The sequence below is a fragment of the Stutzerimonas kunmingensis genome (assembly GCF_900114065.1).
In the GTDB taxonomy this organism is placed as follows: Bacteria; Pseudomonadota; Gammaproteobacteria; order Pseudomonadales; family Pseudomonadaceae; genus Stutzerimonas; species Stutzerimonas kunmingensis.
Window position 1 is genome coordinate 92,603 of sequence record NZ_FORS01000007.1, and the last position, 25,868, is coordinate 118,470.

General features: G+C 65.5%; 29 protein-coding genes. 20 read left to right on the plus strand and 9 right to left on the minus strand.

Features of this window, described 5'->3' with window-relative positions; all coding sequences use genetic code 11:
* Nucleotides 1-9: 9 nt before the first annotated feature.
* A complete protein-coding gene (locus tag BM275_RS16650) occupies nt 10-468 on the minus strand; it encodes a carboxymuconolactone decarboxylase family protein (RefSeq protein ID WP_015275696.1) in 459 nt (152 codons plus the stop codon).
* A gap of 94 nt (nt 469-562) precedes the next feature.
* Here BM275_RS16650 and BM275_RS16655 point away from each other — a divergent pair, with 94 nt between their 5' ends.
* Entirely contained in the window at nt 563-1,360 is a 798-nt protein-coding gene (locus BM275_RS16655) for a helix-turn-helix transcriptional regulator (RefSeq protein ID WP_090522416.1), read from the plus strand.
* Nucleotides 1,361-1,453: 93 nt separating this feature from the next.
* On the opposite strand, the gene BM275_RS16660 is transcribed toward BM275_RS16655, so the two are convergent.
* Nucleotides 1,454-1,759 (minus strand): ArsR/SmtB family transcription factor, encoded by a 306-nt coding sequence (locus tag BM275_RS16660; RefSeq protein ID WP_090522418.1) that lies wholly within the window; start codon nt 1,757-1,759, stop codon nt 1,454-1,456.
* 88 nt (nt 1,760-1,847) lie between these two features.
* Entirely contained in the window at nt 1,848-2,972 is a 1,125-nt protein-coding gene (locus BM275_RS16665; RefSeq protein WP_090522420.1) for an alkene reductase, read from the minus strand.
* A gap of 267 nt (nt 2,973-3,239) precedes the next feature.
* Between BM275_RS16665 and BM275_RS16670 the strand changes: the two genes are divergently transcribed.
* Nucleotides 3,240-4,229 (plus strand): GlxA family transcriptional regulator, encoded by a 990-nt coding sequence (locus tag BM275_RS16670; RefSeq protein ID WP_090522528.1) that lies wholly within the window; start codon nt 3,240-3,242, stop codon nt 4,227-4,229.
* A 92-nt stretch (nt 4,230-4,321) separates the two neighbouring features.
* Nucleotides 4,322-5,503, plus strand: a complete 1,182-nt coding sequence (locus BM275_RS16675; protein ID WP_090522422.1) for an MFS transporter — start codon at nt 4,322-4,324, stop codon at nt 5,501-5,503.
* A gap of 34 nt (nt 5,504-5,537) precedes the next feature.
* Here the strand turns inward: BM275_RS16675 and BM275_RS16680 are convergent, their stop codons facing one another.
* Both BM275_RS16680 and rutR read right to left on the minus strand, forming a co-directional pair.
* Nucleotides 5,538-6,152: a hypothetical protein gene (locus BM275_RS16680; protein ID WP_090522424.1), complete on the minus strand. Its 615-nt coding sequence runs from the start codon at nt 6,150-6,152 to the stop codon at nt 5,538-5,540.
* A gap of 2 nt (nt 6,153-6,154) precedes the next feature.
* Nucleotides 6,155-6,865, minus strand: coding sequence for an HTH-type transcriptional regulator RutR (gene rutR, locus BM275_RS16685; RefSeq protein ID WP_090522530.1), 711 nt, complete (start codon nt 6,863-6,865; stop codon nt 6,155-6,157).
* Nucleotides 6,866-7,148: 283 nt separating this feature from the next.
* Here rutR and rutA point away from each other — a divergent pair, with 283 nt between their 5' ends.
* From rutA to BM275_RS16730, 9 genes are all read left to right on the plus strand, one after another.
* On the plus strand, nt 7,149-8,231 hold the full coding sequence (gene rutA / locus BM275_RS16690; protein ID WP_090522426.1) for a pyrimidine utilization protein A: 1,083 nt from the start codon (nt 7,149-7,151) through the stop codon (nt 8,229-8,231).
* A complete protein-coding gene (gene rutB / locus BM275_RS16695; RefSeq protein ID WP_090522428.1) occupies nt 8,231-8,977 on the plus strand; it encodes a pyrimidine utilization protein B in 747 nt (248 codons plus the stop codon). The genes rutA and rutB overlap by 1 nt, the downstream gene beginning before the upstream one ends.
* 79 nt (nt 8,978-9,056) lie before the next feature.
* Nucleotides 9,057-9,443, plus strand: a complete 387-nt coding sequence (rutC, locus tag BM275_RS16700) for a pyrimidine utilization protein C (protein WP_014819103.1) — start codon at nt 9,057-9,059, stop codon at nt 9,441-9,443.
* A 65-nt stretch (nt 9,444-9,508) separates the two neighbouring features.
* Nucleotides 9,509-10,306, plus strand: a complete 798-nt coding sequence (rutD, locus tag BM275_RS16705; RefSeq protein ID WP_090522430.1) for a pyrimidine utilization protein D — start codon at nt 9,509-9,511, stop codon at nt 10,304-10,306.
* Nucleotides 10,307-10,316: 10 nt separating this feature from the next.
* On the plus strand, nt 10,317-10,907 hold the full coding sequence (locus BM275_RS16710; protein WP_090522432.1) for a malonic semialdehyde reductase: 591 nt from the start codon (nt 10,317-10,319) through the stop codon (nt 10,905-10,907).
* A 13-nt stretch (nt 10,908-10,920) separates the two neighbouring features.
* The gene (gene rutF / locus BM275_RS16715) at nt 10,921-11,448 is read left to right on the plus strand and encodes an NADH-dependent FMN reductase RutF (RefSeq protein WP_090522434.1); all 528 of its coding nucleotides are present in this window, start codon (nt 10,921-10,923) and stop codon (nt 11,446-11,448) included.
* 172 nt (nt 11,449-11,620) lie between these two features.
* Nucleotides 11,621-12,025, plus strand: a complete 405-nt coding sequence (gene dksA / locus BM275_RS16720; protein WP_090522436.1) for an RNA polymerase-binding protein DksA — start codon at nt 11,621-11,623, stop codon at nt 12,023-12,025.
* 9 nt (nt 12,026-12,034) lie between these two features.
* Nucleotides 12,035-13,237, plus strand: coding sequence for a zinc metallochaperone GTPase ZigA (gene zigA, locus BM275_RS16725; protein ID WP_090522438.1), 1,203 nt, complete (start codon nt 12,035-12,037; stop codon nt 13,235-13,237).
* The gene (locus tag BM275_RS16730) at nt 13,237-13,881 is read left to right on the plus strand and encodes a DUF1826 domain-containing protein (RefSeq protein WP_090522440.1); all 645 of its coding nucleotides are present in this window, start codon (nt 13,237-13,239) and stop codon (nt 13,879-13,881) included. The genes zigA and BM275_RS16730 overlap by 1 nt, the downstream gene beginning before the upstream one ends.
* Before the next feature lie 42 nt (nt 13,882-13,923).
* On the opposite strand, the gene BM275_RS16735 is transcribed toward BM275_RS16730, so the two are convergent.
* Nucleotides 13,924-14,253, minus strand: a complete 330-nt coding sequence (locus BM275_RS16735; protein WP_023447147.1) for a four-helix bundle copper-binding protein — start codon at nt 14,251-14,253, stop codon at nt 13,924-13,926.
* A gap of 212 nt (nt 14,254-14,465) precedes the next feature.
* Between BM275_RS16735 and BM275_RS16740 the strand changes: the two genes are divergently transcribed.
* The 3 genes from BM275_RS16740 (at nt 14,466) to BM275_RS22290 (ending at nt 16,728) form a co-directional block, all read left to right on the plus strand.
* Nucleotides 14,466-15,053 (plus strand): IMPACT family protein, encoded by a 588-nt coding sequence (locus BM275_RS16740; RefSeq protein WP_041016077.1) that lies wholly within the window; start codon nt 14,466-14,468, stop codon nt 15,051-15,053.
* Between the two features lie 459 nt (nt 15,054-15,512).
* Complete coding sequence (locus BM275_RS16745; RefSeq protein ID WP_090522442.1) at nt 15,513-16,463, plus strand: adenosine deaminase; 951 nt, start codon at nt 15,513-15,515, stop codon at nt 16,461-16,463.
* Between the two features lie 100 nt (nt 16,464-16,563).
* Nucleotides 16,564-16,728: a hypothetical protein gene (locus BM275_RS22290; protein WP_014819093.1), complete on the plus strand. Its 165-nt coding sequence runs from the start codon at nt 16,564-16,566 to the stop codon at nt 16,726-16,728.
* A gap of 3 nt (nt 16,729-16,731) precedes the next feature.
* Here the strand turns inward: BM275_RS22290 and BM275_RS16750 are convergent, their stop codons facing one another.
* Nucleotides 16,732-17,904, minus strand: coding sequence for a Bcr/CflA family multidrug efflux MFS transporter (locus BM275_RS16750; protein ID WP_090522444.1), 1,173 nt, complete (start codon nt 17,902-17,904; stop codon nt 16,732-16,734).
* Between the two features lie 204 nt (nt 17,905-18,108).
* On the opposite strand from BM275_RS16750, the gene BM275_RS16755 reads away from it, so the two are divergent.
* Nucleotides 18,109-18,756: a TetR family transcriptional regulator gene (locus BM275_RS16755; RefSeq protein ID WP_023447151.1), complete on the plus strand. Its 648-nt coding sequence runs from the start codon at nt 18,109-18,111 to the stop codon at nt 18,754-18,756.
* 4 nt (nt 18,757-18,760) lie between these two features.
* Here BM275_RS16755 and BM275_RS16760 read toward each other — a convergent pair whose 3' ends face one another.
* Nucleotides 18,761-18,952, minus strand: a complete 192-nt coding sequence (locus tag BM275_RS16760) for a heavy-metal-associated domain-containing protein (protein WP_014819090.1) — start codon at nt 18,950-18,952, stop codon at nt 18,761-18,763.
* Nucleotides 18,953-19,100: 148 nt separating this feature from the next.
* Here BM275_RS16760 and BM275_RS16765 point away from each other — a divergent pair, with 148 nt between their 5' ends.
* The 3 genes from BM275_RS16765 (at nt 19,101) to BM275_RS16775 (ending at nt 24,029) form a co-directional block, all read left to right on the plus strand.
* A complete protein-coding gene (locus BM275_RS16765) occupies nt 19,101-21,479 on the plus strand; it encodes a heavy metal translocating P-type ATPase (protein WP_090522445.1) in 2,379 nt (792 codons plus the stop codon).
* 13 nt (nt 21,480-21,492) lie between these two features.
* Nucleotides 21,493-21,936 (plus strand): Cu(I)-responsive transcriptional regulator, encoded by a 444-nt coding sequence (gene cueR, locus BM275_RS16770; protein ID WP_014819088.1) that lies wholly within the window; start codon nt 21,493-21,495, stop codon nt 21,934-21,936.
* Nucleotides 21,937-22,106: 170 nt separating this feature from the next.
* The gene (locus BM275_RS16775; RefSeq protein ID WP_023447154.1) at nt 22,107-24,029 is read left to right on the plus strand and encodes a methyl-accepting chemotaxis protein; all 1,923 of its coding nucleotides are present in this window, start codon (nt 22,107-22,109) and stop codon (nt 24,027-24,029) included.
* A gap of 42 nt (nt 24,030-24,071) precedes the next feature.
* Here BM275_RS16775 and bfr read toward each other — a convergent pair whose 3' ends face one another.
* Nucleotides 24,072-24,539: a bacterioferritin gene (gene bfr / locus BM275_RS16780; RefSeq protein WP_014819086.1), complete on the minus strand. Its 468-nt coding sequence runs from the start codon at nt 24,537-24,539 to the stop codon at nt 24,072-24,074.
* 245 nt (nt 24,540-24,784) lie between these two features.
* On the opposite strand from bfr, the gene BM275_RS16785 reads away from it, so the two are divergent.
* On the plus strand, nt 24,785-25,864 hold the full coding sequence (locus tag BM275_RS16785) for an efflux RND transporter periplasmic adaptor subunit (RefSeq protein ID WP_041015981.1): 1,080 nt from the start codon (nt 24,785-24,787) through the stop codon (nt 25,862-25,864).
* Nucleotides 25,865-25,868: the final 4 nt, after the last annotated feature.

The window sequence follows — 25,868 nt, forward strand, 5'->3', positions numbered from 1 at the left end:
GCATCCGCCCTACCCCGGCTGATAGCTGCCCGGCACCGGCGCGAAGGATACGCCAAAGCGGTTCCAGGCATTGATGGTGGCGATGGCCAGGGTCAGGTTGGCGAGCTGAGCCTCGGAAAAATACTCACGCACCTCCTCGAACAGCTGTTGCGAAACGCCTTGCGGCAACAGGGTGTTGGCCTCGGCCCAGGCCAGCGCGGCGCGTTCGCGGTCGGTAAAGAACGGGGTTTCGCGCCAGGCACTCAGGGCATAGATGCGCTGCTCGGTTTCGCCGAGGGCGCGGGCGTCCTTGGTGTGCATGTCAAGGCAGTAGGCGCACCCGTTAATCTGCGAGACGCGGATCTTGACCAGCTCCATCAGCGGTTTGTCGACGCCGTCCTCGCGGCGACTCTGCCGCGCCAGGTAGGTTTCCAGCCCGATCATGGCGGTCATCACATCGGGGGCGGCGGCCTGGTAGTTCATGCGCATGGTGGTCACTCCTCGGTTTGAATGTGCAGCCAAGGCTACGCAGCCGCCGAGCTGAGCTATTGTAGATTTTCGACATCTTTGAACGCCGCCTTCCATGTCCGCCCTGCACGAACGACTGCCACACATCAGTGGCTTCCTGACTCGCCCGCCCGCGCCAGCACTGGCTGCCTATGTGCAGCGTTTCTGGTGGCTGGAGGGTGACGCCGCCACGGTCTACGACGAGCAGATGCTGCATCCGGACGGCGCCTGTGGGGTCATCTTCAATTTCGCCGACCCGCTGGCCTTCGATGGCCATTTGCACAAGCCTCGTGCATTGATCGCCGGGCCGCAGCTTGCCAGTTCGCGATTGCAACTGGCTGGGCAGGTGAGGCTGATGGGCGTGCGCTTTCGCCCTGGGATGGGCGCGGCGTTCTTTGGCATCAGCCTGGATGAGCTGGCGGGCTTTCATAGCTCAGACTGGCAGCGACTGGGGTTTGCAGGGATGGTCGACCAACTGGCCGAGCTGAGCCGCGAGGCGCAGCAACTGCTGGTAGAGCAGGAATTGATGAGACGTCTGCAGGCGACTCAGGAGCGACGCTTCCCAGTGCAACAGCTACTGTCGGAGATCACCGCGACCGAGGGCCGTGCACGCCTGGCCGACCTCCTCCAGTCCGTACCGCTCGGCCAGCGCCAGCTGGAGCGCCTGTTCCGCCATCATGTAGGAATGACCCCCAAGCAGTTCAGCCGCATCCAGCGCGTAGCGCTGGTGCGCAACCAGCTGCGCGCGGGCCAGCCGTTACTGGACACCGCCCTGGCCTGCGGATACAGCGATCAGGCGCACTTCATTCATGACTTCAAGACGGTGGTCGGCATGACGCCGGGGCGATATCGGGCGAGCAAGGTCAGTCGATAACTGCGCCCCATTGCGAGCGACCCGTCACGTCCGGCTGGAAAAACGATCGGCTCACATGCTGCTGACGCCAGCGACACGCAGTTCGCAGCCAGCTCAGATGGCTTTGCTGAGCGCCTCGAGCAGCTGGGCGATCTTCTCTTCGTTTCGCTTGTAGTAGGTCCAGGGACCGATACGCTGCGACGTCACCAACTGCGCGCGCTGCAGCGCCGCCAGGTAATTCGAGACGGTGGACTGCGACAACCCCACACGCTCCTGGATGATGCTGACGCAGACACCCAGCTGTTCGGGATCGGCTTCCTGCTCGGGGAAGTTGGCCTTCGGGTCCTTCAGCAGGGTAAGAATGGCCAGGCGTGTGGGGTTATCCAGGGCCTTCAGCGCTTCACTGACGTCTATGCTCATATCCGCGGCAGGTAATGGGTTTTCGCGATCTTACGATACTTTGTCGGTGCTGGCTGCGTGCACTCCACGGGAGCGCACGCATGCCGACTCAGTGCGCGTACGCCGGGTAGTCGATGTAACCCTTTTCGGTGCCGCCATACATGCTGCTGGCATCCAGCGGATTCATAGGCCAACCGTGGGCGATACGCGCCGGCAGGTCAGGGTTGGCAATGAACGGACGGCCGAAGGCGATCAGGTCCGCCCAACCGGCTTCGATCGCCGCGGTGGCGCGCTCCGGGGTGTACTTGCCTGCGTAGATGATCGTGCCGCTGAACGCCGCACGCACCGCCTCGCGGAAACTGCTGGGCAACTCGGGCGCGCTGTCCCAATCGGCCTCGGCCAGTGATACGTACGCGACGCCGATGGTTTGCAGAATCTTCACCGCTTCGATGTAGGTCTCATGCGGGTCTTGCTCCACCAGGCCAAGGTAGACGCGCTCCTCATCCGTACTGGCGAACAGCGGCGCAAAGCGAACCCCCACGCGCTCGGCTCCTATGGCGTCGGCTATCGCCTGGACCGCTTCGCGCAGAAAACGCAGTCGGTTCTGCAGCGAACCGCCGTATTCGTCAGTCCTGCGATTGGTGTGGGCGGAAATGAACTGGTTGACCAGGTAGCCGTTGGCGCAGTGAATCTCGATGCCATCGAAGCCTGCTTCAATCGCGTTGCGTGCGGCCTCGGCATAGAGCTGTACCAGCTCTTTGACTTCGGCATTGGACAGCGCCCGCGGCATCGAGGGCTCGACCAGCGCGCCCTCGCCCGGTCCCGTTTCGATAAAGACTTTGACGTTGGTCGCCGCAATGGCGGACGGCGCAACAGGTTGGGCACCACCGGGTTGCAGCGAGGTGTGCGAGACACGGCCGACATGCCAGAGCTGGGCGAAAATCACGCCGCCCTCAGCGTGCACCGCCTGGGTAACGGCCTTCCAGCCTTCGACCTGCTCAGGGCTGTGGATCCCGGGCGTCCAGGCATATCCCTGGCCTCGCGGCTCGATCTGAATGCCTTCCGTCACCATGAACCCTGCACTGGCACGTTGCTGGTAGTAGGTCGCCATTACGGCGTTTGGAATATTGCCCGGTTGCGAGCTGCGCGAGCGTGTCAGCGGTGGCAGCACGATGCGGTTACATAGCGTGAAGGAACCAAGCGAGGCAGGTGTAAAAAGAGCTTTATGATTCATAACGTAAGATTTAGATATCGTGAATTCTAGATATTAAATAATGGAGGCTGCCTCACTGAATGTGAGTACCGCCCCGTGAGGGCTGTGCAGTCGGGTATACCGCAACTGCGACAAGAAACCGATCGTCGACCTCATATCGATAAATGTCAATATCTAGATTTTAATTGAGCCAGGAATATGTGCATTGGCAAGATCCGTGGGAACCTTGTCATTGCGACAGCGGCGCCTCGGCAGCAGACTGCAGGCATCCACCCTGAGAGCTGCACCATGGACGCCACCCGCACCGTCGCCTGCCTGATCTACCCGGATGTGATGAGCCTCGATGTCACCGGCCCGATGCAGGTGTTCGCCTCGGCCAATGTCGAGCGGCAGCGTCAGGGCCTGCCGAGACATTACGAGCTGATGCTGCTCGCTGCCAGCGTCGGCCCGGTCGCCACCTCGGCGGGGCTGAAGCTGGTGGCGGATGCGAGCTGGGCCGTGTGCGATCCGGCCACGCTGGATACCTTGCTGGTTCCGGGCGGTGTCGGCGTGGATTCGCAGAAGCACGACCAACCGCTGCTCGACTGGCTGCGGGCCGCCGAACCCAGGGTGCGGCGCCTGGGCTCGGTCTGTTCCGGCGCGCTGATCCTGGCCGAGGCCGGGCTGTTCGATGGACGCAAGGCGACCACGCACTGGGCGGACCTCGCTGCGCTGGGCACGTACCCGACCATCGAGGTGCAGGGTGACCGGTTGCACACCTATGACCCGACCGATCCGCAGGCGGCTCATCTGTTCAGCTCGGCGGGCGTCACGGCGGGCATCGACCTGGCGCTGGCGTTGGTCGAGGCCGATCTCGGCCGCGCGTTGGCGCTTTCGGTTGCTCAGCGGCTGGTGATGTTTCTGCGCCGGCCGGGTGGGCAGACCCAGTTCAGCCCGATGCTGGCGGCGCCGAGTGGCGGCGTGGCGCGCCTAGCCGCATTGCTGGAATGGATTCCCGGGCACCTGGGCGATGACCTGTCCATCGAGGCGCTGGCCGCCCAGGCGCATATGACGCCGCGCACCCTGTGCCGTCTGTTCAGCCAGGAAACCGGCATGGGGCCGGGCCAGTACATCGAACGGGTGCGCCTGGAAGCCGCGCGCAATCTGCTGCTCGACGCCCAGGCCTCGATCGCGACGGTGGCGCGGCTGACCGGCTTCGGCCATCCGGAAAACCTCAGGCGAAGCTTCCAGAAACACCTGTCGGTCAGCCCGCGGGACTTCTATCAGCGCTTCGGCTGACGCTTCGTCCGAACCTCGCTCACCGTTCACAGCTTGCCCGGCTTATCGCCAGGCAGCGCTGTGCCCGCTCATCACCCTCAAGGGGCCTCGCCATGCACCTATTGTTCAGCAACCCTCAGGTCCTGCGCCTGTTCATCGCCCAGGCGCTGTTCTGGTCCTGCTCGATGACCGGGATCATCTTCACTTCCATCGTCGGGCTGCGCCTGGCGCCGGCGGCGGGCCTCGCCACCCTGCCGCTGGCCCTGCTGATGCTCGGCGGCCTGCTCGCCCTGCAACCACTGGCGGGGCTGATGCAGCGCCGCGGCCGTCGCGCCGGCTTTCTCATCGGTGCGTTGGCCGGCGTGTTGGGCGGACTGATCAGCGCGTTGTCGCTCTGGCTCGACAGCTTCACCCTGCTCTGTCTCGGCGCTCTGCCCATCGGCGCCTACCAGGCCTCGGCGATGTACTACCGCTTCGCCGCGCTGGAAGCGGTGAGCGACGCCTTCAAAGGGCGTGCCACCGCCTGCGTGATCGGCGGTGGCGTGCTGGCCGCGCTGATCGCGCCCACGCTCGGCCACATGGCGCGTGATCTCGCCAGCGTTCCCTTCGCCGGCACCTATCTGTTGATCGCCAGCCTCGCGGCGCTGGGCGTGCTGGTGCTTGCTGGATTGCCGGCAAGCAGCGGAACGCCCGGCGTTCAGCCCGCCCTGCCAGCAGTCAGTTGGCAGGCACTGCTGGCGCGGCCGACCATTCGCGCCGCGGTGCTGACCACCGCCGCCGGCCACGGCCTGATGATCCTGGTGATGAACGCCACGCCCCTGGCGATGCATGGCGAAGGTCTGGATCTGCAGGCCAGCGGTCAGGTCATCCAGTGGCACATGCTCGGCATGTTCCTCCCGGCATTCGTCGCCGGGCCGCTGGTGGACCGCTTCGGCTGCCGGCTGGTCGCCTGTGTGGGTGGAGGATTGCTGATTGCCAGCGCGGTGGTCGCGCTGCTCGGCGTCAGCCACTGGCATTTCCTGCTCAGCAGCTGCCTGCTAGGCATCGGCTGGAACCTGATGCTGGTCGCCGGCACCACCCAGCTGGGCCAGGGCCATGCCGCAAGCGAGCGCGCCCGGGCACAGGGCCTGATGGAGCTGAGCAACGGCAGCGTCGCCGCGGTGATGTCCTTCGCCTCTGGCGCGTTGATCGCTCAGGCTGGCTGGGCGGCGGTGAACATCGGGCTGCTGCCCATCGTGACGCTGGTGGTGCTGGCGCAGGTTGCGCAGGGCTACCGGCAAAGGCAGGCGGTTTGAAGGCGCGGCGACTGCTGGCACCACCCGGCGGAGCTCAACGCTCAGGATTCACCCGTCCCTGAAAAGGAAAGGCTCCGCCGGCCTCCAGCACACGTTCCAGCGAACGCGCCTCCTCACGGCTCGAAGTAATCCGGAAGCGGATGTAGCAACGCTCTTCGAGAAACGCCTGCCGACCCGCTTCCGCTCGGAGGTCGTATCCGTCGATCTCGCGAATCTTTGCGGCGCCGTTCTCCTCGGCGACGACTACCGTCACGGCCTCGATGAAGCCTGCACCGGTAATCGAAACGTAGGCCCAACCGATGTCCTGCGATTGCCGGGCGGGCCAGTCATCCATGAATTCGACGTGGCCATCCACTGCGCCCGGCCCATCGCCGTAGGAGGTCATGTCGGCATAAGCCTGCTGCAGTTGCGCTGCGGAATATCGCTGCTGCGCCTGCGTTGAGAGAAGAGCATGAGCCTCGGTGAAGTCGCGGGAAACGAGCGCGCGGGCGAAGTTGGTGGCGGTCGACACGGTGACGTCCTTAGCCCGCGGGTTTGCTTGCGGCGCCTCCTCGAAGCAGGCGGAAAGGCTCAGCGCGATCAGAGTAATCGACAGCAGTTTCAGGCCGAGCCAGCTCAGCGTGGAGCGTGGCGGCTTGATGGAAAGCATGCTCAACGCGGCCTCACCCCATCGAGGATCAGCGACTGCAGGCTCTTGAGCGTTTCCTCGAAGAACGCCGGATCATCCAGGGTCTTGCCGGCCACGGCCTCGACCTGCACGCGGAAGTCGGCGTAGTGCTGGGTGGTCGCCCAGAGCGAGAAGATCAGGTGATGCGGCGCGATGGGTGCGAGCTTGCCGGCGTCGATCCAGGCCTGGATCACCGCGACCTTGTTCTCGACCAGGTCGTGCAGCGGCTGCTGCAGCTCGCCCAGCAGCAATGGCGCACCCTGCATGATCTCCATGCAGAACAGCCGCGATTCGGCGGGATGGTCGCGGGAGAGTTCGAGCTTGACCCGCAGGTAGTCGCGGATCGCCTCGACCGCGTCCTGCTCGACGCTGAATGCCTGCAGCGGCTGCAACCAGACCTCCAGCAGCTGACGCAGGACGTTGGTGTATAGCTCTTCCTTGTTGCCGAAGTAGTACAGCAGGTTGGTCTTGGAAACGTCTGCCTGGGTCGCCACCTGGTCGAGGCTGGTGCCGTGCAAGCCGAAGCGGGAGAACAGCTCCAGCGCGGCCTGAAGAATGCTGGCGCGCTTGCTTTCGATCATGCGCAGGCGGCGGTCCTGGGCGCTGGCGCTCGGTACGCGGGCTGCGCCCTTTGGCCGTGGTGTCTTGCTGGCGGTAAGGCGCTTGCGGGGCGGAACGGGGGGCTGGTCTGTCACGGGATTACCGGATGGGTTCGAACGAGGCGCTACTGTAGCGCGGCGAGCGTGCGGCGCACGAGCGACGAAGGCAGCAAGCGACTGCTGCACGATCTTCGTGCGCCGCGCACAAACCAGGTGCTCCGATTCAGACCAAATGGTCCACATCGCACCACACAAGCAACTTATCTCGTTGATAAAAAAGGAAATTAACTTTCTGGCCTGCATCCTGCTAATGCACCCTCGACCCTGCCCGTCACGTTCGGGCAGCGCTTTCTAGCCATTGCGTACAGAGGTGCTACCCATGGATGTTGGTGTTTTCATTCCGATCGGCAACAACGGCTGGCTCATCTCCGAGAATGCGCCGCAGTACATGCCGAGCTTCGAGCTGAACAAGGCCATCGTGCAGAAGGCCGAGGGTTACGGCTTCGACTTCGCGCTGTCGATGATCAAGCTGCGCGGCTTCGGTGGTAAGACCGAATTCTGGGAGCACAACCTGGAATCCTTCACGCTGATGGCCGGCCTGGCGGCGGTCACCAGCAAGATCCAGCTGTTCGCGACTGCCGCAACGCTGACCCTGCCGCCGGCCATCGTCGCGCGCATGGCCTCGACCATCGACTCGATCTCCGGCGGGCGCTTCGGGGTGAATCTCGTCACCGGCTGGCAGAAGCCGGAATACACGCAGATGGGCATGTGGCCGGGCGACGAATTCTTCGGCACCCGTTATCAGTATCTCGGCGAATACGCTCAGGTGCTGCGCGACCTCTGGGCCACCGGCCGCAGCGACTTCAAGGGCGAGCACTTCCAGATGGAAGACTGCCGCGTCAGCCCGACACCGCAGGCGGACATGAAGATCATCTGCGCCGGCTCATCCGATGCCGGCATGGCCTTCTCGGCGCAGTACGCCGACTACAACTTCTGCTTCGGCAAGGGCGTGAACACCCCCACCGCCTTCGCCCCGGCCACCGAGCGACTGCTCAAGGCCACCGAGAAGACCGGCCGCCACGTCACCTCCTGTGTGCTGTTCATGGTGATCGCCGACGAAACCGACGAAGCCGCCCGGGCCAAGTGGGAGCACTACAAGGCCGGCGCCGACGAGGAAGCCATCGCCTGGCTCGGCGAGCAGGGCGCCGCCGACAAGGGCGCCGACAGCAACATCCGGCAGATGGCCGATCCGACTTCGGCGGTGAACATCAACATGGGCACGCTGGTGGGCTCCTACGCCAACGTCGCGCGGATGCTCGATGAGATCGCCACCGTGCCCGGCATGCAGGGCGTGATGCTGACCTTCGATGACTTCCTCGAAGGCGTCGAAGCCTTCGGCCAGAAGATTCAGCCGCTGATGCAGAGCCGTCGGCACGTCACCGCGCTGAAGGAGTCGGCCTGATGAGCGCCGCCGAACAGATCTCCGGCTACGGCCTGAGCGCCACGGACGAGCCCGTGCAGCTACCGGCACGCCCCGAGCCGCTCGCGATGAAGGCGAGCGAAACCGCGCTTGTCGTGGTGGATATGCAAAACGCCTATGCGACGCGCGGCGGCTATCTGGATCTGGCCGGCTTCGATGTGTCGGCGACCCAGCCGGTGATCGCGAAGATCCGCCAGGCGCTGAGCGCGGCCCGCGCCGCCGGCATACAGGTGATCTTTCTGCAGAACGGCTGGGACAACGGCTACGTCGAGGCGGGCGGGCCGGGTTCGCCCAACTGGCACAAGTCCAATGCGCTGAAGACCATGCGCAAGCGTCCGGAACTGGCCGGCACCCTGCTCGCCAAGGGTGGCTGGGATTACGCGCTGGTGGACGAACTGGCGCCGCAGCCCGGCGACATTCTGGTGCCCAAGCCGCGCTACAGCGGTTTCTTCAATTCGCAGCTGGACAGCACCCTGCGTGCCCGTGGCATCCGCAACCTGGTGTTCACCGGCATCGCCACCAATGTGTGCGTGGAATCGACCCTGCGCGACGGTTTCCACCTGGAGTATTTCGGCGTGGTGCTGGCCGATGCCACCCACCAGGCCGGGCCGGAGTTCGCCCAGCAGGCCGCGCTGTACAACATCGAGACGTTCTTCGGCTGGGTCTCCAGTGTCGACGCCTTCTGTCAGAGCTTCGCGACCGCACCCAGCGTGGCTGTTGCCAGCTGATTACACCCCAGTGCCCGACCGCGGCGCCCGCAGAGGCGTCCGTTGGGTTCGCCTGAATGCCTTGCAAGGAATCAACGACATGCCCAAGCAATCAATCATCCCCGCCGGCTCCGGCAAACCGCTCGCCCCCTACGTGCCCGGCTCCATGGCCGATGGCGTGGTCTACGTCTCCGGCACCCTGCCCTTCGACAAGGACAACAACGTGGTCCACGTCGGCGACGCCGCCGCGCAGACCCGCCATGTGCTGGAAACCATCAAGGGCGTCGTCGAGGCCGCCGGCGGCAGCATGGACGACGTCACCTTCAACATGATCATGCTCACCGACTGGGCCAACTACGCCAAGGTCAACGAGGTGTACGCCGAGTACTTCCCCGGCGAGAAGCCCGCGCGCTACTGCATCCAGTGCGGACTGGTGAAACCCGATGCGCTGATCGAGATCGCCAGCATCGCCCACGTCGGCCAATAGCGCCTGCCGGAGCGGGCCAGCCGGCGCGCCGGCGGCCCGCTGATCGACTGCACGGAGGGAGTGACATGCACTACGAACTTCATGGCCGCATGGAGCCGGATGCACCGACCCTGGTGCTCAGTTCCGGCCTCGGCGGCGCAGCTGCCTTCTGGACGCCGCAGCTGCCGGCGCTGACCCAGGACTACCGGGTGCTGGTCTACGATCAGCTGGGGACCAACAAGAGCCCGGCGAACCTGCCGGCGGGCTATTCCATCGAGTCCATGGCAGTGGAGTTACTGGAGCTGCTGGACACCCTGGGCATCCGCCGCTGCCACTTCATCGGCCATGCCCTCGGTGGGCTGGTCGGCTTGCAGATCGCCCTGCTGCGGCCGCAGTTGTTGCAGAGCCTGGTGCCGATCAATGCCTGGAGCAGCCCCAACCCGCACAGCGCCCGCTGTTTCGCAGTGCGCCTGAAGCTGTTGCACGACAGCGGCCCGGCGGCCTATGTGCAGGCGCAGGCGCTGTTCCTCTACCCGGCCGACTGGATCGCGGCCAACAGCGAGCGACTGGCACGCGACGATGCCCATGCACTGGCGCACTTTCCGCCGACGATGAATCTGGTGCGGCGCATTGAGGCACTGCTGGCCTTCGATATCGAGGCCGAGCTGCCGCGCATCACCACCCCGACCCTGCTGATCGCCAACCGCGACGACATGCTGGTGCCCTGTCAGCGTTCGCAGCACCTGGCTGACGTCCTGCCCAATGCCCAACTGGCGTTGCTGAACTACGGTGGCCACGCGTCCAGCGTCAGCGACAGCGAACCCTTCAACCAGATCCTGCTGGACCATCTTGCCAAGCAATGCGGCCAGGTCGCAGCAGCCTGAGGACCCGAACATGCACGCCCCCATCGACTCGAATGCCCTCGCCACGCTGTTCAGCGAGGCCCGCACCCACAGCGCCTGGCTGGACAAGCCAGTGCCCGACGCCCTGCTCGAACAGCTCTACGAGCACGTCCGCCTCGGCCCCACCGCAGTCAACAGCTGCCCGGCGCGCTTCGTCTTCGTGCGCAGCGCCGAGGGCAAGCAGAAGCTGGCGCCCTGCCTGTCCAAGGGCAACCTGGACAAGACCCTGGCCGCGCCGGTGACGGTGATCGTCGCCTATGACGAGGACTTCCCGGAGACCCTGCCGGAGCTGTTTCCCTTCGCCGACGCGCGCAGCTGGTACGCCGGCCAGCCGGCACTGATCACCGAGAACGCGCTGCGCAACAGCTCGCTGCAGGCCGGCTACCTGATCCTCGCCGCCCGCGCTTTGGGGCTCGATTGCGGACCGATGTCCGGCTTCGACGGCAAGGCACTGGACGAGGCCTTCTTCGCCGGTACGAGCTGGAAATCAAACCTGCTGATCAACCTCGGCTACGGCGACGCCAGCAAGCTGCGCGACCGCCTGCCACGCCTGCCCTTCGACCGCGCCTGCGTCCTCGCCTGATGGAGAACCGATCATGCAACTGGCTCAATGCGAAACCACCAGTCAATTCAGCGCTCCAGTGATTCGTGAGGATTATCGTGATGCCATGGCGCGGCTGGCCGCGGCGGTCAACATCATCACCACCGACGGCCCCAGCGGCCGCGCCGGCTTCACCGCCACCGCGGTGTGCAGCGTCACCGACGAACCACCGACGCTGCTGGTGTGCCTGAACCGCAGCGCATCGGCACATCCCATCGTCACCGCCAACGGGCAGCTGTGCGTGAACACCCTGGCCGGCGCACAGCGGGACTTGTCCAACCTGTTCGGCGGCAAGACGCCCATGGCAGAACGCTTCGCCGCAGCACAGTGGAGCACCGGCGTGACCGGCGCGCCGCTGCTCGACGGCGCCACGGTGTCGTTCGACTGCCGCATCAGCCACAGCGCCAGCGTCGGCACCCACGACATCCTCTACTGCGAAGTGCTCGCCGTGTACCGCCGCGACAGCAGCGATGTGCTGGTGTACTTCGGCCGCAACTACCACGGGCTGCCCGGCACCGTCTGACGCCCAGCGCCCATCAACACCCGAGCCCGCCGCGCGATCCGCGCCGCGGGCTTTTTCTTTGCCTCGGAACAACGCGCTCACCGGTGCGCCGCTCGACACGCAAACAGCGCTTGCATCACGAACATAATTGTTATGTTATAACTCTCACATTATTTCCGACACGTGCCTCCCGATGACCGAAGCCGAACTACTCGCCCAGCCCGCCGAGGCGTACATGAACGCCGACCAGCAGGCCTTCTTCCGCGACCTGCTTTTGCGCCAGCGTGCCGAGCTGCAGGCGCGCATCGAGGAGGAATTCCAGGCGCTGCGCGAACAGGAGCCGAGCAGCGATCCCGCTGACATCGGCAGCGCCGAGGAACAGCGTCACTGGCAGCTGCGCGTGCTGGAGCGGGAGAAAAAGCTGCTCGACAAGATCGACGCCGCGCTGGATGCCATCGCTCGCGGCGAGTACGGCTGGTGCGCCGAAACCGGCGAACCCATCGGCCTGCAGCGCCTGTTGCTGCGCCCCACCACGACGCTGTCGATCGAGGCGAAACAACGCCAGGAACAGCGCGAAAAACACCAACGATCCGCCTGAGAGACCGCCATGAACCGCCTCCCCGTTACCGTCCTGTCCGGCTTCCTCGGTGCCGGCAAGAGCACGTTGCTCAACCACATCCTGAAGAACCGCGAAGGCCGCCGCGTCGCGGTGATCGTCAACGACATGAGCGAGATCAACATCGACGGCAACGAGGTGCAGCGCGGCGTCAGCCTCAATCGCGCCGAGGAAAAGCTGGTCGAGATGAGCAACGGCTGCATCTGCTGCACCCTGCGCGAAGACCTGCTCGAGGAAGTCGGCAAGCTCGCCCGTGAGGGCCGCTTCGACTACCTGTTGATCGAGTCCACCGGGATTTCCGAACCGCTGCCAGTGGCCGAAACCTTCACCTTCCGCGACGAGCAGGGCCAGAGCCTGGCCGATCTGGCACGGCTGGATACCATGGTCACGGTGGTCGACGGGGTTAACTTCCTCCGCGACTTCCAGGAGGCCGAGAGCCTCGCCAACCGCGGCGAAACCCTTGGTGAGGACGACGCGCGCTCGGTCACCGAGTTGCTGATCGAGCAGGTGGAGTTCGCCGACGTCATCCTGATCAGCAAGATCGACCTGATTTCCGCCACCGAGCGCGAAGAGCTGACCGCCATTCTCGGTCGCCTCAACACCCACGCCGAGATCCTGCCGATGAGCATGGGCCAGGTGCCGCTCGACCGAATCCTCGACACCGGCCGTTTCGACTTCGAACGCGCCGCCCAGGCGCCGGGCTGGCTCAAGGAAATGCGCGGCGAGCATGTGCCGGAAACCGAAGAATATGGCATCGCCTCGACCGCCTACCTGGCGCGCCGGCCGTTCCACCCGCAACGCTTCTACAACTTCCTCAACCGCGAGTGGAGCAACGGCCGCCTGCTGCGCTCCAAAGGCTTTTTCTGGCTGGCCACCCGGCCAGAGGAAGCAGGCAGTTGGTCCCAAGCCGGTGGGCTGATGCGCTACGACTATGCCGGCCGCTGGTGGCACTTCACCCCTGAATCGGCCTGGCCGAGCGACAGCGAAAGCCGCACGGCAATTCTGGCCAAGTCCCGCGGCGAGTTCGGCGACTGCCGCCAGGAGCTGGTCTTCATCGGGCAGAACATCAACTTCGACCAGCTGCGCCGCGAACTCGACGCCTGCCTGCTGAACGACAGCGAGTGGGCCGTGGGCGTCACCGGCTGGCTGCGCCTGCCGGACCCGTTCGGCCCCTGGCACGAGCAGGTCGCCTGATGCTGGCGCAGCAGATCATCCGCTCACAGCCGCGCCAGTTGCTGGGCGACTCCCCGGCAGTACTCGGCGAAGCGCTGAACGATGGCGTCAACCTCAGCGTATGGCAGCGCCAGCTGCCGCTGCATATTGCCGAGTTCGCCGAAACTCTCCTGGCACTGGGCGAGCCATTGGCGGAATCGCTGACCCTCGAACCGCCCGGCGACGGTGAGCTGCAACTGCCAACCCTGGCGGCGGCCTATCGGGACCTTGCCGGCCATGCCGGTTTCGTCGCCGACGTGGCCTGGCTGGTGCGGGCGTTCAGCTGCCTGGTCGACGCGCGGCGTATCGGCCTGCGCCTGCGCGTGCTGGACAAACCCATGTGCCCGCGCTTTCACGTCGATCACGTACCGCTGCGGCTGATCACCACCTACGCCGGCGCAGGTAGCGAATGGCTTCAGGAGGGCGGCATGCAGCGTCGGCGCCTGGGCGATCCGACAGCCGAACCGACTGATCCGGCTGCCATCCAGCAGCTCGGGGTTGGCGACGTGGCGTTGTTCAAGGGGGAGAAATGGCTGGGTAACGAAGGCGCCGGGATCATTCATCGCTCGCCGCAGGCGACAACGGCTGAGCGCCGTCTGATCCTGACGCTGGACTGGCTGAGCTGAAGCAAAAGGGCCGCAGCTGCGGCCCTCCGAATCGGCGACCGATCAGGCTGCCATCTTTTCGCACTCTTCAGCGCACTTGCGACAGGCCTCGGCGCAGGCCTGGCAATGGTCGTGCTTGTGCTTGCCGCACTCCTCGGCGCAATCGCGACAGACCTGCGCGCAGAGCTTGCAGAAGGCTTTGGCATAGGCACTGTCGCGGGTCATCAGCACTGCTGCGATCGCACACATGTCGGCGCAGTCACGATCGAGTTCGATGCAGCGCGCCATCATCTTCACGTCGTCCTCGCGCAAGCAGGATGCCGCGCAGGTCTCGCAGACCAGTGCGCAATTGGAACAGGCCTGGATACATGACTGGTAACTGGAATTGAGCATGGAATGTCCTCCATCCGATGTGCCAGCGAAATGCGGTACGGCGGGGCCTTCTCCAGGCCATGCGCGCAACCGCACCCTACTAGATAGGGGTTGGACGGTCTGTCGAAGTTCAATCCATTCGCCGGATGGCCTCTTGCAGGACGACGCAGCGCAGCCGCGGCGGCGCCGCTACAATGGCCGCCCCGCAAACCATCACCGACGCCGTAACTGCCATGCCCTTCACCCTGTCCGCGCCCTGCGAATTGCTGGAAGTCATCAGCAAAAGCCGCTTCCTGGCCAAGGCCGCACCGGTGCAAAGCCCGGAGGAAGCGCAGGCGTTCGTCCAGGCGGTCAGCGATCCCACGGCGACCCACAGCTGCTGGGCGTGGAAGATCGGCAACCAGTACCGTTTCAGCGACGACGGCGAGCCCGGCGGCACGGCGGGTCGGCCGATGCTCACCGCCATCGAAGGGCAGGACTTCGACCGGGTCGCGGTGGTGGTGATCCGCTGGTTCGGCGGCATCAAGCTCGGCACTGGCGGCCTGGCCCGTGCCTATGGCGGCACCACGGCGAAGTGCCTGCAGGCCGGCGAACGCAGCGAGCTGGTGTCGCGCTCGCGCTGTCGCTGTCATTGCCGCTTCGCCGAGCTGGCGCTGTTCAAGGCACGCCTGGCGGAATTCGAGGCGCTGCTGGAAGCCGAACATTTCGATGCCGAAGGCGCGACCCTGGAGATTGCCCTTCCCGCCGCTCAGCTGCAGCCGCTGGAGAGATTGCTCGCTGATATCACCCGAGGGCGCAGTCAGCTGGAAGCCATGGACTAGACGCGTCGTTGCCCACAAATACTGTGGACGCAATTGTGGATAACAATTGTATGGCCGCCTGGAAAGCGCTCCCGGCGGGCGTCCGGGAAAACTGCACAATTTTTGATCAATCAGCCGTACGCGCCCCAACGGGGTGCGTTAAGCGCTTGAATTACTGTGTTTTTTGACTGATCAGTCGGCTACTGACGTTTTGCTATCAATCGCGTTCTGCCAGCTCGAGGTTATGCCCGAATTGAGTGGAGAACTTTGTGGATAACGTTGGGAACAACCGCGCCAGCGCCCGTCAGATCTGGGCTGCAGACCGCTGGTCAATTAATCGCCAAATCGCGCTAGCCGCAATGAACCGGTCATTCGGCTGTCATCCAGAATTGCTAGGCGGGACAAACTGGTCATCTGGCATATCAGTTGCTCCAACCCACCGATAGAATGCCCGCACACCCGAAAGACGAGAATTTCGCGATGCACGACTGGCTCAACAATCTGCCCAAGGCCGAACTCCACCTGCACCTGGAGGGCTCGCTGGAACCCGAACTGATGTTCCGCCTGGCCGAGCGCAACAAGATCGCCCTGCACTGGAACGACGTGGAGGCACTGCGCAGCGCCTACAACTTCGGCAACCTGCAGGAATTCCTCGATCTCTACTATGCCGGCGCCGACGTGCTGCGCACCGAGCAGGATTTCTACGACCTGACCTGGGCCTACCTGCAGAAGTGCGAAGAGCAGAACGTGGTGCATACCGAGCCCTTCTTCGACCCGCAGACCCACACCGACCGCGGCGTGCCGTTCGAGGCCGCGCTCAACGGCATCAGCGCGGCGCTGGCCGATGGCCGTGAGCTGCTGGGCATCAGCAGCGGGCTGATCCTCAGCTTCCTGCGTCATCTGCCGGAAGAGGAAGCCTTCAAAACCCTGGAACAGGCGCTGCCCTATCGCAAAGCGTTCTTTGCAGTCGGCCTCGACAGCTCCGAAGTCGGCCACCCGCCGAGCAAGTTCCAGCGCGTGTTCGACAAGGCGCGTGCCGAAGGCTTCCTCACCGTTGCCCATGCCGGCGAGGAAGGCCCGCCCGAGTACATCTGGCAGGCACTGGATCTGCTCAAGGTCAGCCGTATCGACCACGGCGTGCGTGCGGCCGAAGATCCGAAGCTGATCGCCCGGCTAATCGAGGAACAGATTCCGCTGACCGTCTGCCCGCTGTCCAACACCAAGCTCAAGGTGTTCGACGACATGCGCCAGCACAACATCCTCGACCTGCTGGAGCAGGGCGTGAAGGTCACGGTGAATTCCGATGACCCGGCCTACTTCGGCGGCTATGTGACGGAGAACTTCATCGCGCTGCACGAGAGCCTGGGCATGACCGAGGAGCAGGCCCGCCGCCTGGCGCAAAACAGTCTGGACGCACGGCTGGCCTATTGAGCCATTCGTCGGCGCCCGGCCGACCTGCGACACCATGGCTCGCCGCGCGAGCCATGGCTGCGCCTAGACTGTGCGGCGACCCACACACGAGGAGATCGCCATGCACATTCTCGTCCGCCCGCTGACGCCGTCACCCGACAGCGCCTGGCAGGTGTGCCTCGACCGGCAGAAAGTCACCTTTCGCAGCGAAGCCGAGGCGCGCGCCTTCGTCGAAACCCTGCACCGTCGCCTGCAGGCGCCGCATCCCCTGCCACTCAGCGCCTGACAGTCATTCCGTACTGGCGCGCGCCGTGGTGTAGGCGACGATCGTTGCCAGCAGGCCGCACAGGCTGATGATCGCCGCCAAGGGCACTGCGGTGCCATTGTGCAAAACCCCCACCGCGGAAGCGGCGATGGCGGCAATGGTGAACTGCATGCTGCCGAGCAAGGCCGAGGCGCTGCCGGCATTGGCGCGCTGGTCGGCCATGGCGCAGGCCGTGGCGTTCGGCAGCAGGCAACCGAGACAGGACACGCAGCAGAACAGCGGAATCAGCAACGGCCAGAGCGAGTCGGGCTGTGCCGCCGCCACTGCCAACAACGCCAGCGCACTGCCGAAGAAGAACCACACCCAGCGCCGCACCCAGAACTCCGGCCCGCGCCAGCGCACCAGCCGCACGTTGACCTGCGCCATCAGGATGAAACCCGCCGCATTGACGCCGAACAGCCAGCCGAAATGCTCGGGTTTGACGCCATACAGTTCGATGAAGACGAACGGCGAGCCGGTGATGTAGGCGAACATGCCGGCCATGCACAGCGCACCGGTCAGCACGTGGCCGATGAAGAAGCGATCACGGAACAGCCGCAGATACTGCCCGAGCGCACCGGACATCGGCTGACGCGGCAGCCCGGCAGGATAGGTTTCCGGCAGCCAGAGCGTGACCGCCACCAGGCACATCGCGCTGAACAGCGTCAGCAGGATGAAGATCGACGGCCAGCCGAACGACGCCAGCAACGCGCCGCCCGCCACCGGCGCGAGGATAGGCGCCAGGCCCATCACCAGCATCAGCTGCGAGAACACCTTGGCGCTGGTCATCGGGTCGCACAGGTCACGCACCACGGCACGCGCTACCACCATGCCGGCACAGCCACCGAGCGCCTGGACGAAACGCACGCCGATCAGCCAGTCCATGGACGGCGCAAAGGCGCTGGCCAGCGATGCCAGGGTGAACAGTGTCACACCGACCAGCAGCGGCCCGCGCCGCCCATAGCGATCGGCCAACGGCCCGTAGACCAGCTGACCGATGGCCAGGCCGACGAAATAGGCCGCCAGCGAAAGCTGCACGTGATCGACACTGGTGCCGAACGACTCCGCCAGCAAGGGGAACGCCGGCAGGTACATGTCGATCGCCAGGGGACCGAACGCGCTGAGCGCGCCCAGTATGAGAAGAATCCGCAGGGACATCAGAGGCTCGCAAGCTGGAAAGAAGACGTGGCCGGGTGAGTTGTTGGGACCTCGACCGTGCCCGGGAATTTGCACCGGCGTGCAAGATGCTGTTACATACACCGCCGATTGTAAACATGCATCACGACGAGATGCGCCGTTACACTGGCCGCCCTCCATCGCTGCTGGACGCCCGAAGCAGCCGTCATCTGCCTGAATCTGCCCATGCGCCGAACCAAAGAAGAAGCCGAAAAAACTCGTATCGCCATCCTCGCGTCTGCCGAGCGGCTGTTTCTGGACAAGGGGGTGGCCCACACCAGCCTCGACCAGATCGCCCGTGACGCCGGTGTGACGCGCGGCGCGGTGTACTGGCATTTTCAGAACAAGGCGCACCTGTTCCACGAAATGCTCAACCAGATTCGCCTGCCACCGGAGCAGATGACCGAGCGCCTGTGCAGCTGCGATCAGCAGCAGCCGCTACAGGCACTGATCGCCCTGCGCAACCTGACGGTCGAGGCTATCAGCACCCTGGCCAGCAACGAGCAGAAGCGCCGGATCTTCACCATCCTGCTGCACAAGTGCGAATTCACCGATGAACTGCGTGAAGCCGAGGAACGTCACCACGCCTTCATCAACCAGTTCATCGATCTGTGCGAAAACCTGCTGCGCAACGCCTCGACCTGCCTGCGCCCCGGCGTCACGCCGCGGCTCGCCGCGCTGTCGCTGCACGCCCTGGTGGTCGGACTGTTCACCGACTGGACGCGCGACACCGAACTGTTCGCGCCAGAGGTCGATACCAGGGCGCTGATCGACCCGCTGTTCCGCGGCCTGGTCCGCGACTGGCCGGACGATCCCGACCAGCCTGCCGCGTGAGCGATCAGCTCACCTGGTAACCCTCTTCGCTGATCGCCTGGCGAATCGCCTGCTCGCTGGCGCTGCTCTGGACCTGCACCGTTCCGGCCGCCAGGTCCACCTGCACCTGCGCCTGCGGGTCCAGCGCCTGGATGGCCTGGGTTACCGCACGCTCGCAGTGGCTGCAGGTCATTCCGCTCACGTTGAATACTTGCATCGTCGCTCTCCTCGTCTGCTGAAGGCGCCGATTCTCGACCTTGCCACCCGGGCAAGGTCAAGGCACCTGCTGTCGCAGATCATGGTGTTGACCTTGCCATAGGGTTAAGGTCGATCCTGCAGCCATCGCAATCCGAGGAGTCACTGCCATGTCCAGCGCCACCCATACGCTGCCGGTCAGCGGTATGACCTGCGCCAGCTGCGCCGGCCGCGTCGAGCGGGCCCTGCTCAAGGTGCCGGGCGTCGCCGCGGCCAACGTCAACCTGGCCAACGAACAGGTGCGTATCGAAGGCGATGACCTGGGTGTGGCGACGCTGATCGAGGCCGTGGAAAAGGCCGGCTACGGCGTACCGCTGCAGAGCATCGAGCTGAACATCGAGGGCATGACCTGCGCCAGCTGCGTCGGCCGGGTCGAACGCGCCCTGCTCAAGGTGCCAGGCGTGCGCAGCGCCGCGGTGAACCTGGCCAGCGAGCGTGCGCATGTCGAGGTGATCGGTACGCCGGACCCCGCCGTGCTGATCCAGGCGGTCGAGGCCGCAGGCTACAAGGCAAGCGCCGGCGACCAGCAGCGCCCCGAAGAAGATGCCGAGCGGCGCCTGCAGCGTGAACGCTGGGCGGTGATCGCCGCCCTGTTGCTGGCCGCACCGCTGGTGCTGCCGATGTTCGGCGAACTGTTCGGGCAGCACTGGATGCTGCCAGCGTGGATCCAGTTCCTGCTCGCCACCCCAGTACAGTTTATCCTCGGCGCACGCTTCTACATGGCTGGCTGGAAGGCGGTGCGTGCTGGCGCCGGCAACATGGACCTGCTGGTCGCCATCGGCACCAGCGCGGGTTACGGTCTGAGCCTCTATCAATGGTGGGCGACGCCGGCCGGGCAGATGCCGCACCTGTATTTCGAGGCCTCGGCGGTGGTGATCGCCCTGGTGCTGCTCGGCAAATACCTGGAAAGCCGCGCCAAGCGCCAGACCAGCGCCGCCATTCGTGCGCTCGAAGCCTTGCGCCCAGACCGCGCGACGCGGGTAGTCGACGGCCGCGAGGAAGATGTCGCCATCGCCGCGCTGCGCCTGGAAGACCTGGTGATGGTCAAGCCAGGCGAGCGTTTCCCGGTGGACGGTGAAGTGGTCGAGGGCGAGAGCCAGGCCGACGAAGCGCTGATCAGTGGCGAAAGCCTGCCAGTGAACAAGGCGCCAGGCGACCGCATCACCGGCGGCGCGATCAATGGCGAGGGCAGGCTGCTGGTGCGCACCACTGCGCTCGGTGGCGAGACCGTGCTGGCGCGGATCATCCGCCTGGTGGAAGACGCCCAGGCAGCCAAGGCGCCGATCCAGAAGCTGGTGGACAAGGTCAGCCAGGTGTTCGTCCCGGCGGTACTGGTGATCGCCGTGTTCACCCTGATCGGCTGGCTGCTGACTGGCGCCCCGGTCGAGGTCGCGCTGATCAACGCCGTGGCCGTGCTGGTCATCGCCTGCCCCTGCGCCCTGGGTCTGGCCACGCCGGCGGCGATCATGGCCGGCACCGGCGTGGCCGCGCGCCACGGCATCCTGATCAAGGACGCCGAGGCGCTGGAAGTCGCCCATGCGGTCACGGCCGTGGCCTTCGACAAGACCGGCACGCTCACCTCGGGCAAGCCGCAGATCATCCACCTGCATGCCGTGGACGGCGACGAAGCGCGGATACTGCGCCTGGCCGGCGCCCTGCAGCGGGGCAGCGAACACCCGCTGGCGCGCGCCGTGCTGGAGCGCTGCGAAGCCGACGGCATCGCCGTGCCGGATGTACAGAAGAGCCAGGCCCTGAGCGGCCGCGGCATCGCCGGAACGCTGGATGGTCAGCAGCTGGCGCTGGGCAACCGGCGCATGCTCGAAGAGTACGGCCTGCAGCCGGGCGAGCTGCTGGAAACCGCCCAGCGCTGGGAAGCCGAGGGTCGCACCCTCTCCTGGCTGGTGGAGCATGCGCCCGAGCCGCGTATCCTCGGCCTGTTCGCTTTTGGTGACAGCCTCAAGGACGGCGCCGCAGCAGCGATTGCCGGGCTCGCGGCGCGGCATATCCGCAGCCACCTGATCACCGGCGACAACCGTGGCAGCGCGCGGGTGGTGGCCGAAGCGCTGCACATCGATGACGTGCATGCCGAGGTGCTGCCAGCGGACAAGGCCGCCACCGTGGCGGAGCTGAAGAAAGGCGGCGCCGTGGTGGCGATGGTCGGCGACGGCATCAACGATGCCCCGGCCCTGGCCGCAGCGGATGTCGGCATCGCCATGGGTGGCGGTACCGATGTGGCCATGCATGCCGCCGGCATCACCCTGATGCGCGGCGATCCGCGGCTGGTACCGGCGGCGCTGGAAATCAGCCGGCGCACCTACCGCAAGATCCAGCAGAACCTGTTCTGGGCCTTCATCTACAACCTGGTGGGCATTCCGCTCGCCGCCTTCGGCTTTCTCAGCCCGGTGGTGGCTGGCGCGGCGATGGCCCTGTCGAGCGTCAGCGTGGTGAGCAACGCCCTGCTGCTGCGTTCCTGGAAGCCGGAAGAATGATCGGGAGCACGCCATGAACATTGGTCAGGCAGCCAAGCACAGTGGCCTCACGGCGAAGATGATCCGCTACTACGAATCCATCGGCCTGCTCACGCCGGCCGGGCGTGGCGCCAATGGCTATCGCCACTACAACGAGCGCGACCTGCATCAGCTGGCCTTCATCCGCCGCGCCCGTGACCTGGGTTTCTCGCTGGAGGAGGTCGGCAAGCTGCTGGCGCTGTGGCAGGACCGTCAGCGCGCCAGCGCCGACGTGAAAGCCCTGGCCGGCGCGCACATCGACGAGCTGAACCGCAAGATCGCCGAGCTGGTCGGCCTGCGCGACACCCTGCAGGAGCTGGTCGACCACTGCCAGGGCGATGATCGCCCGGACTGCCCGATCCTGCAGGGCATCGAAAGCGGCTGCTGCAGCGCCCCGTCATCCCGCCCCTCCCCAATCACTGCGCCTGGCAAAGGCTGATGCCAACGCGGGCCGCCCCGGCCCGCGCCCCCTGCTCCAGGATTCGCTGCGACCATTCCTCGATTTACATTCAAGTTCGTATGCTCGCGGCCGAAAGAGGGCCCGAAGACACCCGCGGGCCGCCGGCAAGGCACCCGCTCGGATCGAACTATTCATCTGATTGGAATGACATGAACAACTGGTTTGCAAACATCGGCGTCAGCAGGAAGCTCACACTGGGCTTCGGTGCCGTGCTGGTCTTGACCCTCATCCTCGCCTGGAACGGCTGGGGCAGCCTCGGCAGTGTCATCCAGCGCAGCGGCTGGATGACCGAGATCTCATTGCTGAACAAGACGCTGACCGACCTGCGTATCGCCCGCCTGCAATTCATGCTGGCCAATGGTGACAACGAATCCACCGAGCGTCTGGACAAGAACCTGGGCATTTACCTCGCCCAGCAGACCAAGCTGCTGGAGACCTTCAAGAACCCGGTCAACGTCGCCCAGCTCAAGGAGCAGGCCGGCTACAACGCGCAGTATCAGAATTCGCTGAACGACATGCGCAAGGCCTATGCCCAGGCCAACGCCTCGCGGCAGATCATCGACCAGGCCGCAGGCCGTCTGAGCGAGCTGATGGCTGGCGTGAACCGTCAGGTGCTGCAGCTCTCGGACTATGACGAGGGCCGTTTCGCACAATTCCAGGCGATCACCCAGATCGAAGACGACGTGCAGCGTGCGCAGTACCTGCTGCGCGTCTACATGAGCAGCCCGGGTGCCGAGGCGGCGAAGGCGATCTACGCCCAGCTCGACGCCGCGCAGGCCACCCTCGGCCGTCATGCCGGCGCACTGGACGCCGACAGCGGCGCGGCGCTGCAGCAGATGCGCACGGTGCTCGGCGAGTACCGCAGCGCCATCGAGGCGCTGGAGAAGGCCACCCAGGCAATCGCCAAGGCGCGCCAGGAGATGACCGACCAGCAGAAGGAAATCGTCCGTATCAGCGACTCGCTCTACCAGTTCCAGCTCGACCAGCTCGACGTGGAAAGCGCCGCAGCACGCACGCGCCTGATCGTCAGCGCGCTGCTGGCCCTGGTGCTGGGCATGCTGGCCGCCTGGCTGATCACCCGGCAGATCATCCTGCCGCTGCGTGCCACCCTGGCCGACGTCGAGCGCATCGCCTCCGGCGACCTCAGCGCCACCGCACAGGTTCAGCGCCGCGACGAGCTGGGCGTGCTGCAGCGCGGCATCCAGCAGATGGGCTCGACCCTGCGCGAGCTGATCGGCGGCATCCGCGATGGTGTCAGCCAGATCAGCGCCGCCGCCGAGGAGCTCTCGGCCGTCACCCAGCAGACCAGCGCCGGCGTGAACAGCCAGAAGGAAGAAACCGATCAGGTCGCCACCGCCATGCACGAGATGTCGGCGACCGTTCAGGAAGTCGCGCGCAATGCCGAACAGGCCGCGCTGGCCGCCACCGAGGCGGACGGCGAAGCCCGGGAAGGCGATCGCGTGGTCACCGAGGTGGTCACCCAGATCGAACGCATGGCCAGCGCCGTGGTGCGCTCCACCGAGGCGATGACCGCACTGCAGCAAGAGAGCGACAAGATCGGCAGCGTGATGAACGTGATTCGGGCGGTGGCCGAGCAGACCAACCTGCTGGCGCTCAACGCCGCCATCGAAGCCGCCCGTGCCGGCGAGGCCGGACGCGGATTCGCCGTGGTCGCCGACGAGGTCCGCGGCCTGGCGCAGCGTACGCAGAAGTCCACCGAGGAAATCGAAGGGCTGGTCGCCGCGCTACAGAACGGCACCCAGCAGGTTGCCTCGATCATGCACACCAGCCGCGACCTGACCGACAGCGGCGTCGAGCTGGCGCGCCGTGCCGGCGCGTCGCTGGGCAGCATCACCCGCACCGTGTCGAACATCCAGGCGATGAACCAGCAGATCGCCGCGGCCGCCGAGGAGCAGAGCGCGGTGGCCGAGGAGATCAGCCGCAGCGTGGTGAACGTGCGCGATGTGTCGGAACAGACCGCCGCCGCCAGCGAGGAAACCGCGGCGTCGAGCACCGAGCTGGCCCGTCTGGGCGGTCAGTTGCAGTCGATGGTGAGCCGCTTCCGGCTCTGACGGAACCTCGCGAGGCAGGCCCTGCCTCGCGCGGTGGAAGGCTCAGCTGGCCTGGGATTGCAGGTAATTCTGCAGACCGATGCGGTCGATCAGGCCGAGCTGCTGCTCCAGCCAGTAGGCGTGGTCTTCCTCGGTGTCGTGCAGCTGCAGCGCCAGCATGTCGCGGGTCGGGTAGTCGCCGTGCTGTTCGGCCAGCGCGATGCCCTGGGCCAGCGCGGCGCGCACCTTGTACTCCAGCGCCAGATCGTTGCGCAGCATGTCCGGCACAGTGTGCCCCGGATTGATCGGCTCCGGCGTCATGTCCGGGGTGCCTTCGAGAAAGAGGATGCGCTGCAACAGTGCATCGGCGTGCTGCGTCTCTTCTTCCATCTCGTGATTGATACGCTCGTAGAGCTTGCTGAAGCCCCAGTCGGCGTACATCCGCGAATGCAGGAAATACTGATCGCGCGCCGCCAGTTCGCCGCGCAACAGCTCCTTCAGATAGTCGATTACCGGTGCCTGGCCTTGCATTGCGTATTCCCCATGAGTGATGCGCCTTCAACAGCGGGCAAGCATCCCCGCTGAGTTCACGACGGTCAAGCGCTGCAGAGCCGCAGCCGCGCCCCCTTGAGTGTGGCAGAGCCTCGGCAGAAGTCGACCGCCCGGTCACATGCTTGTGCGCGCATTGTCGGCGAACTCCTGCGCAGACGCGGGGCTCTACTGTCAGTCCCAACGGGTGCCAGCGCGCCCGCAACGCCGATCAGACAGGAGCCCCGATGACGTCGACGCGAGCATTCCCAGTGTCCCGTGCCTGGTTGACGGTCATCGTCTGTGCGCTGCCGCTGCTCGGTGGTTGCTCCTCGGAAGCCGAGCCGGCACCCGTGCCGCCACGGGTGGCCCTGGTCGAGCCGTTGCAGGCGGCCGAGCCGAAAGCCGAGGCGCTACGCTTCTCCGGCGTGGTGCAGAGCGTGACCTCCACGCAACTGTCATTCGAGGTGGCCGGGCGTATCGAGCGCATCCTGGTCGACGAAGGCACGCGGGTGCGCCGCGGGCAGGCGCTGGCACAGCTGGATCGCACCGACTATCGCCTGCAGATGCGCGAAGCCGAGGCACGCCTGCGTCAACTGGAAGCGGATCTGGCGCGCAAGCGCACGCTGCTCGCCGAGGGCATTCTCGCCCCCGCCGCCATCGAAGCGCTGCAAGCCAACACCGTGGCCGCACGGGTGGCGCGCGACAGCGCCCAGCGCGACCTCGATCACAGCACGCTGAACGCGCCGTTCGATGGCGTGGTGGCGCGCCGCCTGGCCGAGCCGGACATGGTGGTCGCGGTAGGCACGCCGGTATTCGAGATGCAGGACAACCGCCATATCGAAGTCAGCGTCGACCTGCCGGAAAGCGCAGCGCTGAGCATCCCGCTCGGGCCCGAGCTGCAGGCCGAGGCTGAACTGGTGATCGCCGATCTGCGTCTGCCGCTGCGCTACAAGGAGCACAGCACTCAGCCACGCGAAGGCGCGCGCACCTACCGTCTGGTGCTGCAGGGTGAGCCACCGGAGGATTTCAATCTGCTGCCAGGCATGGCCATGCGCGTCAGCATCGAACGTCCGGCGCAGCCGCAGACGACCCGCGACGCCTTTCGCCTGCCGTTGTCGGCGCTGCAGACCGGCAGCGACGGTCAGCATTTCATCTGGCAGGCCGACGATGGCCGCGCGCGGCGGCTGGCCGTGGACCTGCAGCAGGTTGAAGGCGATCAGGCACTGATCCGTGGCGAGGGCCTGCAGGCGCAGCTGCCGATCATCGTCGCTGGCGGCAGCAAGCTGCACGACGATCAACCGATCGAAGCGAAGGAGCGGAACTGAGCCG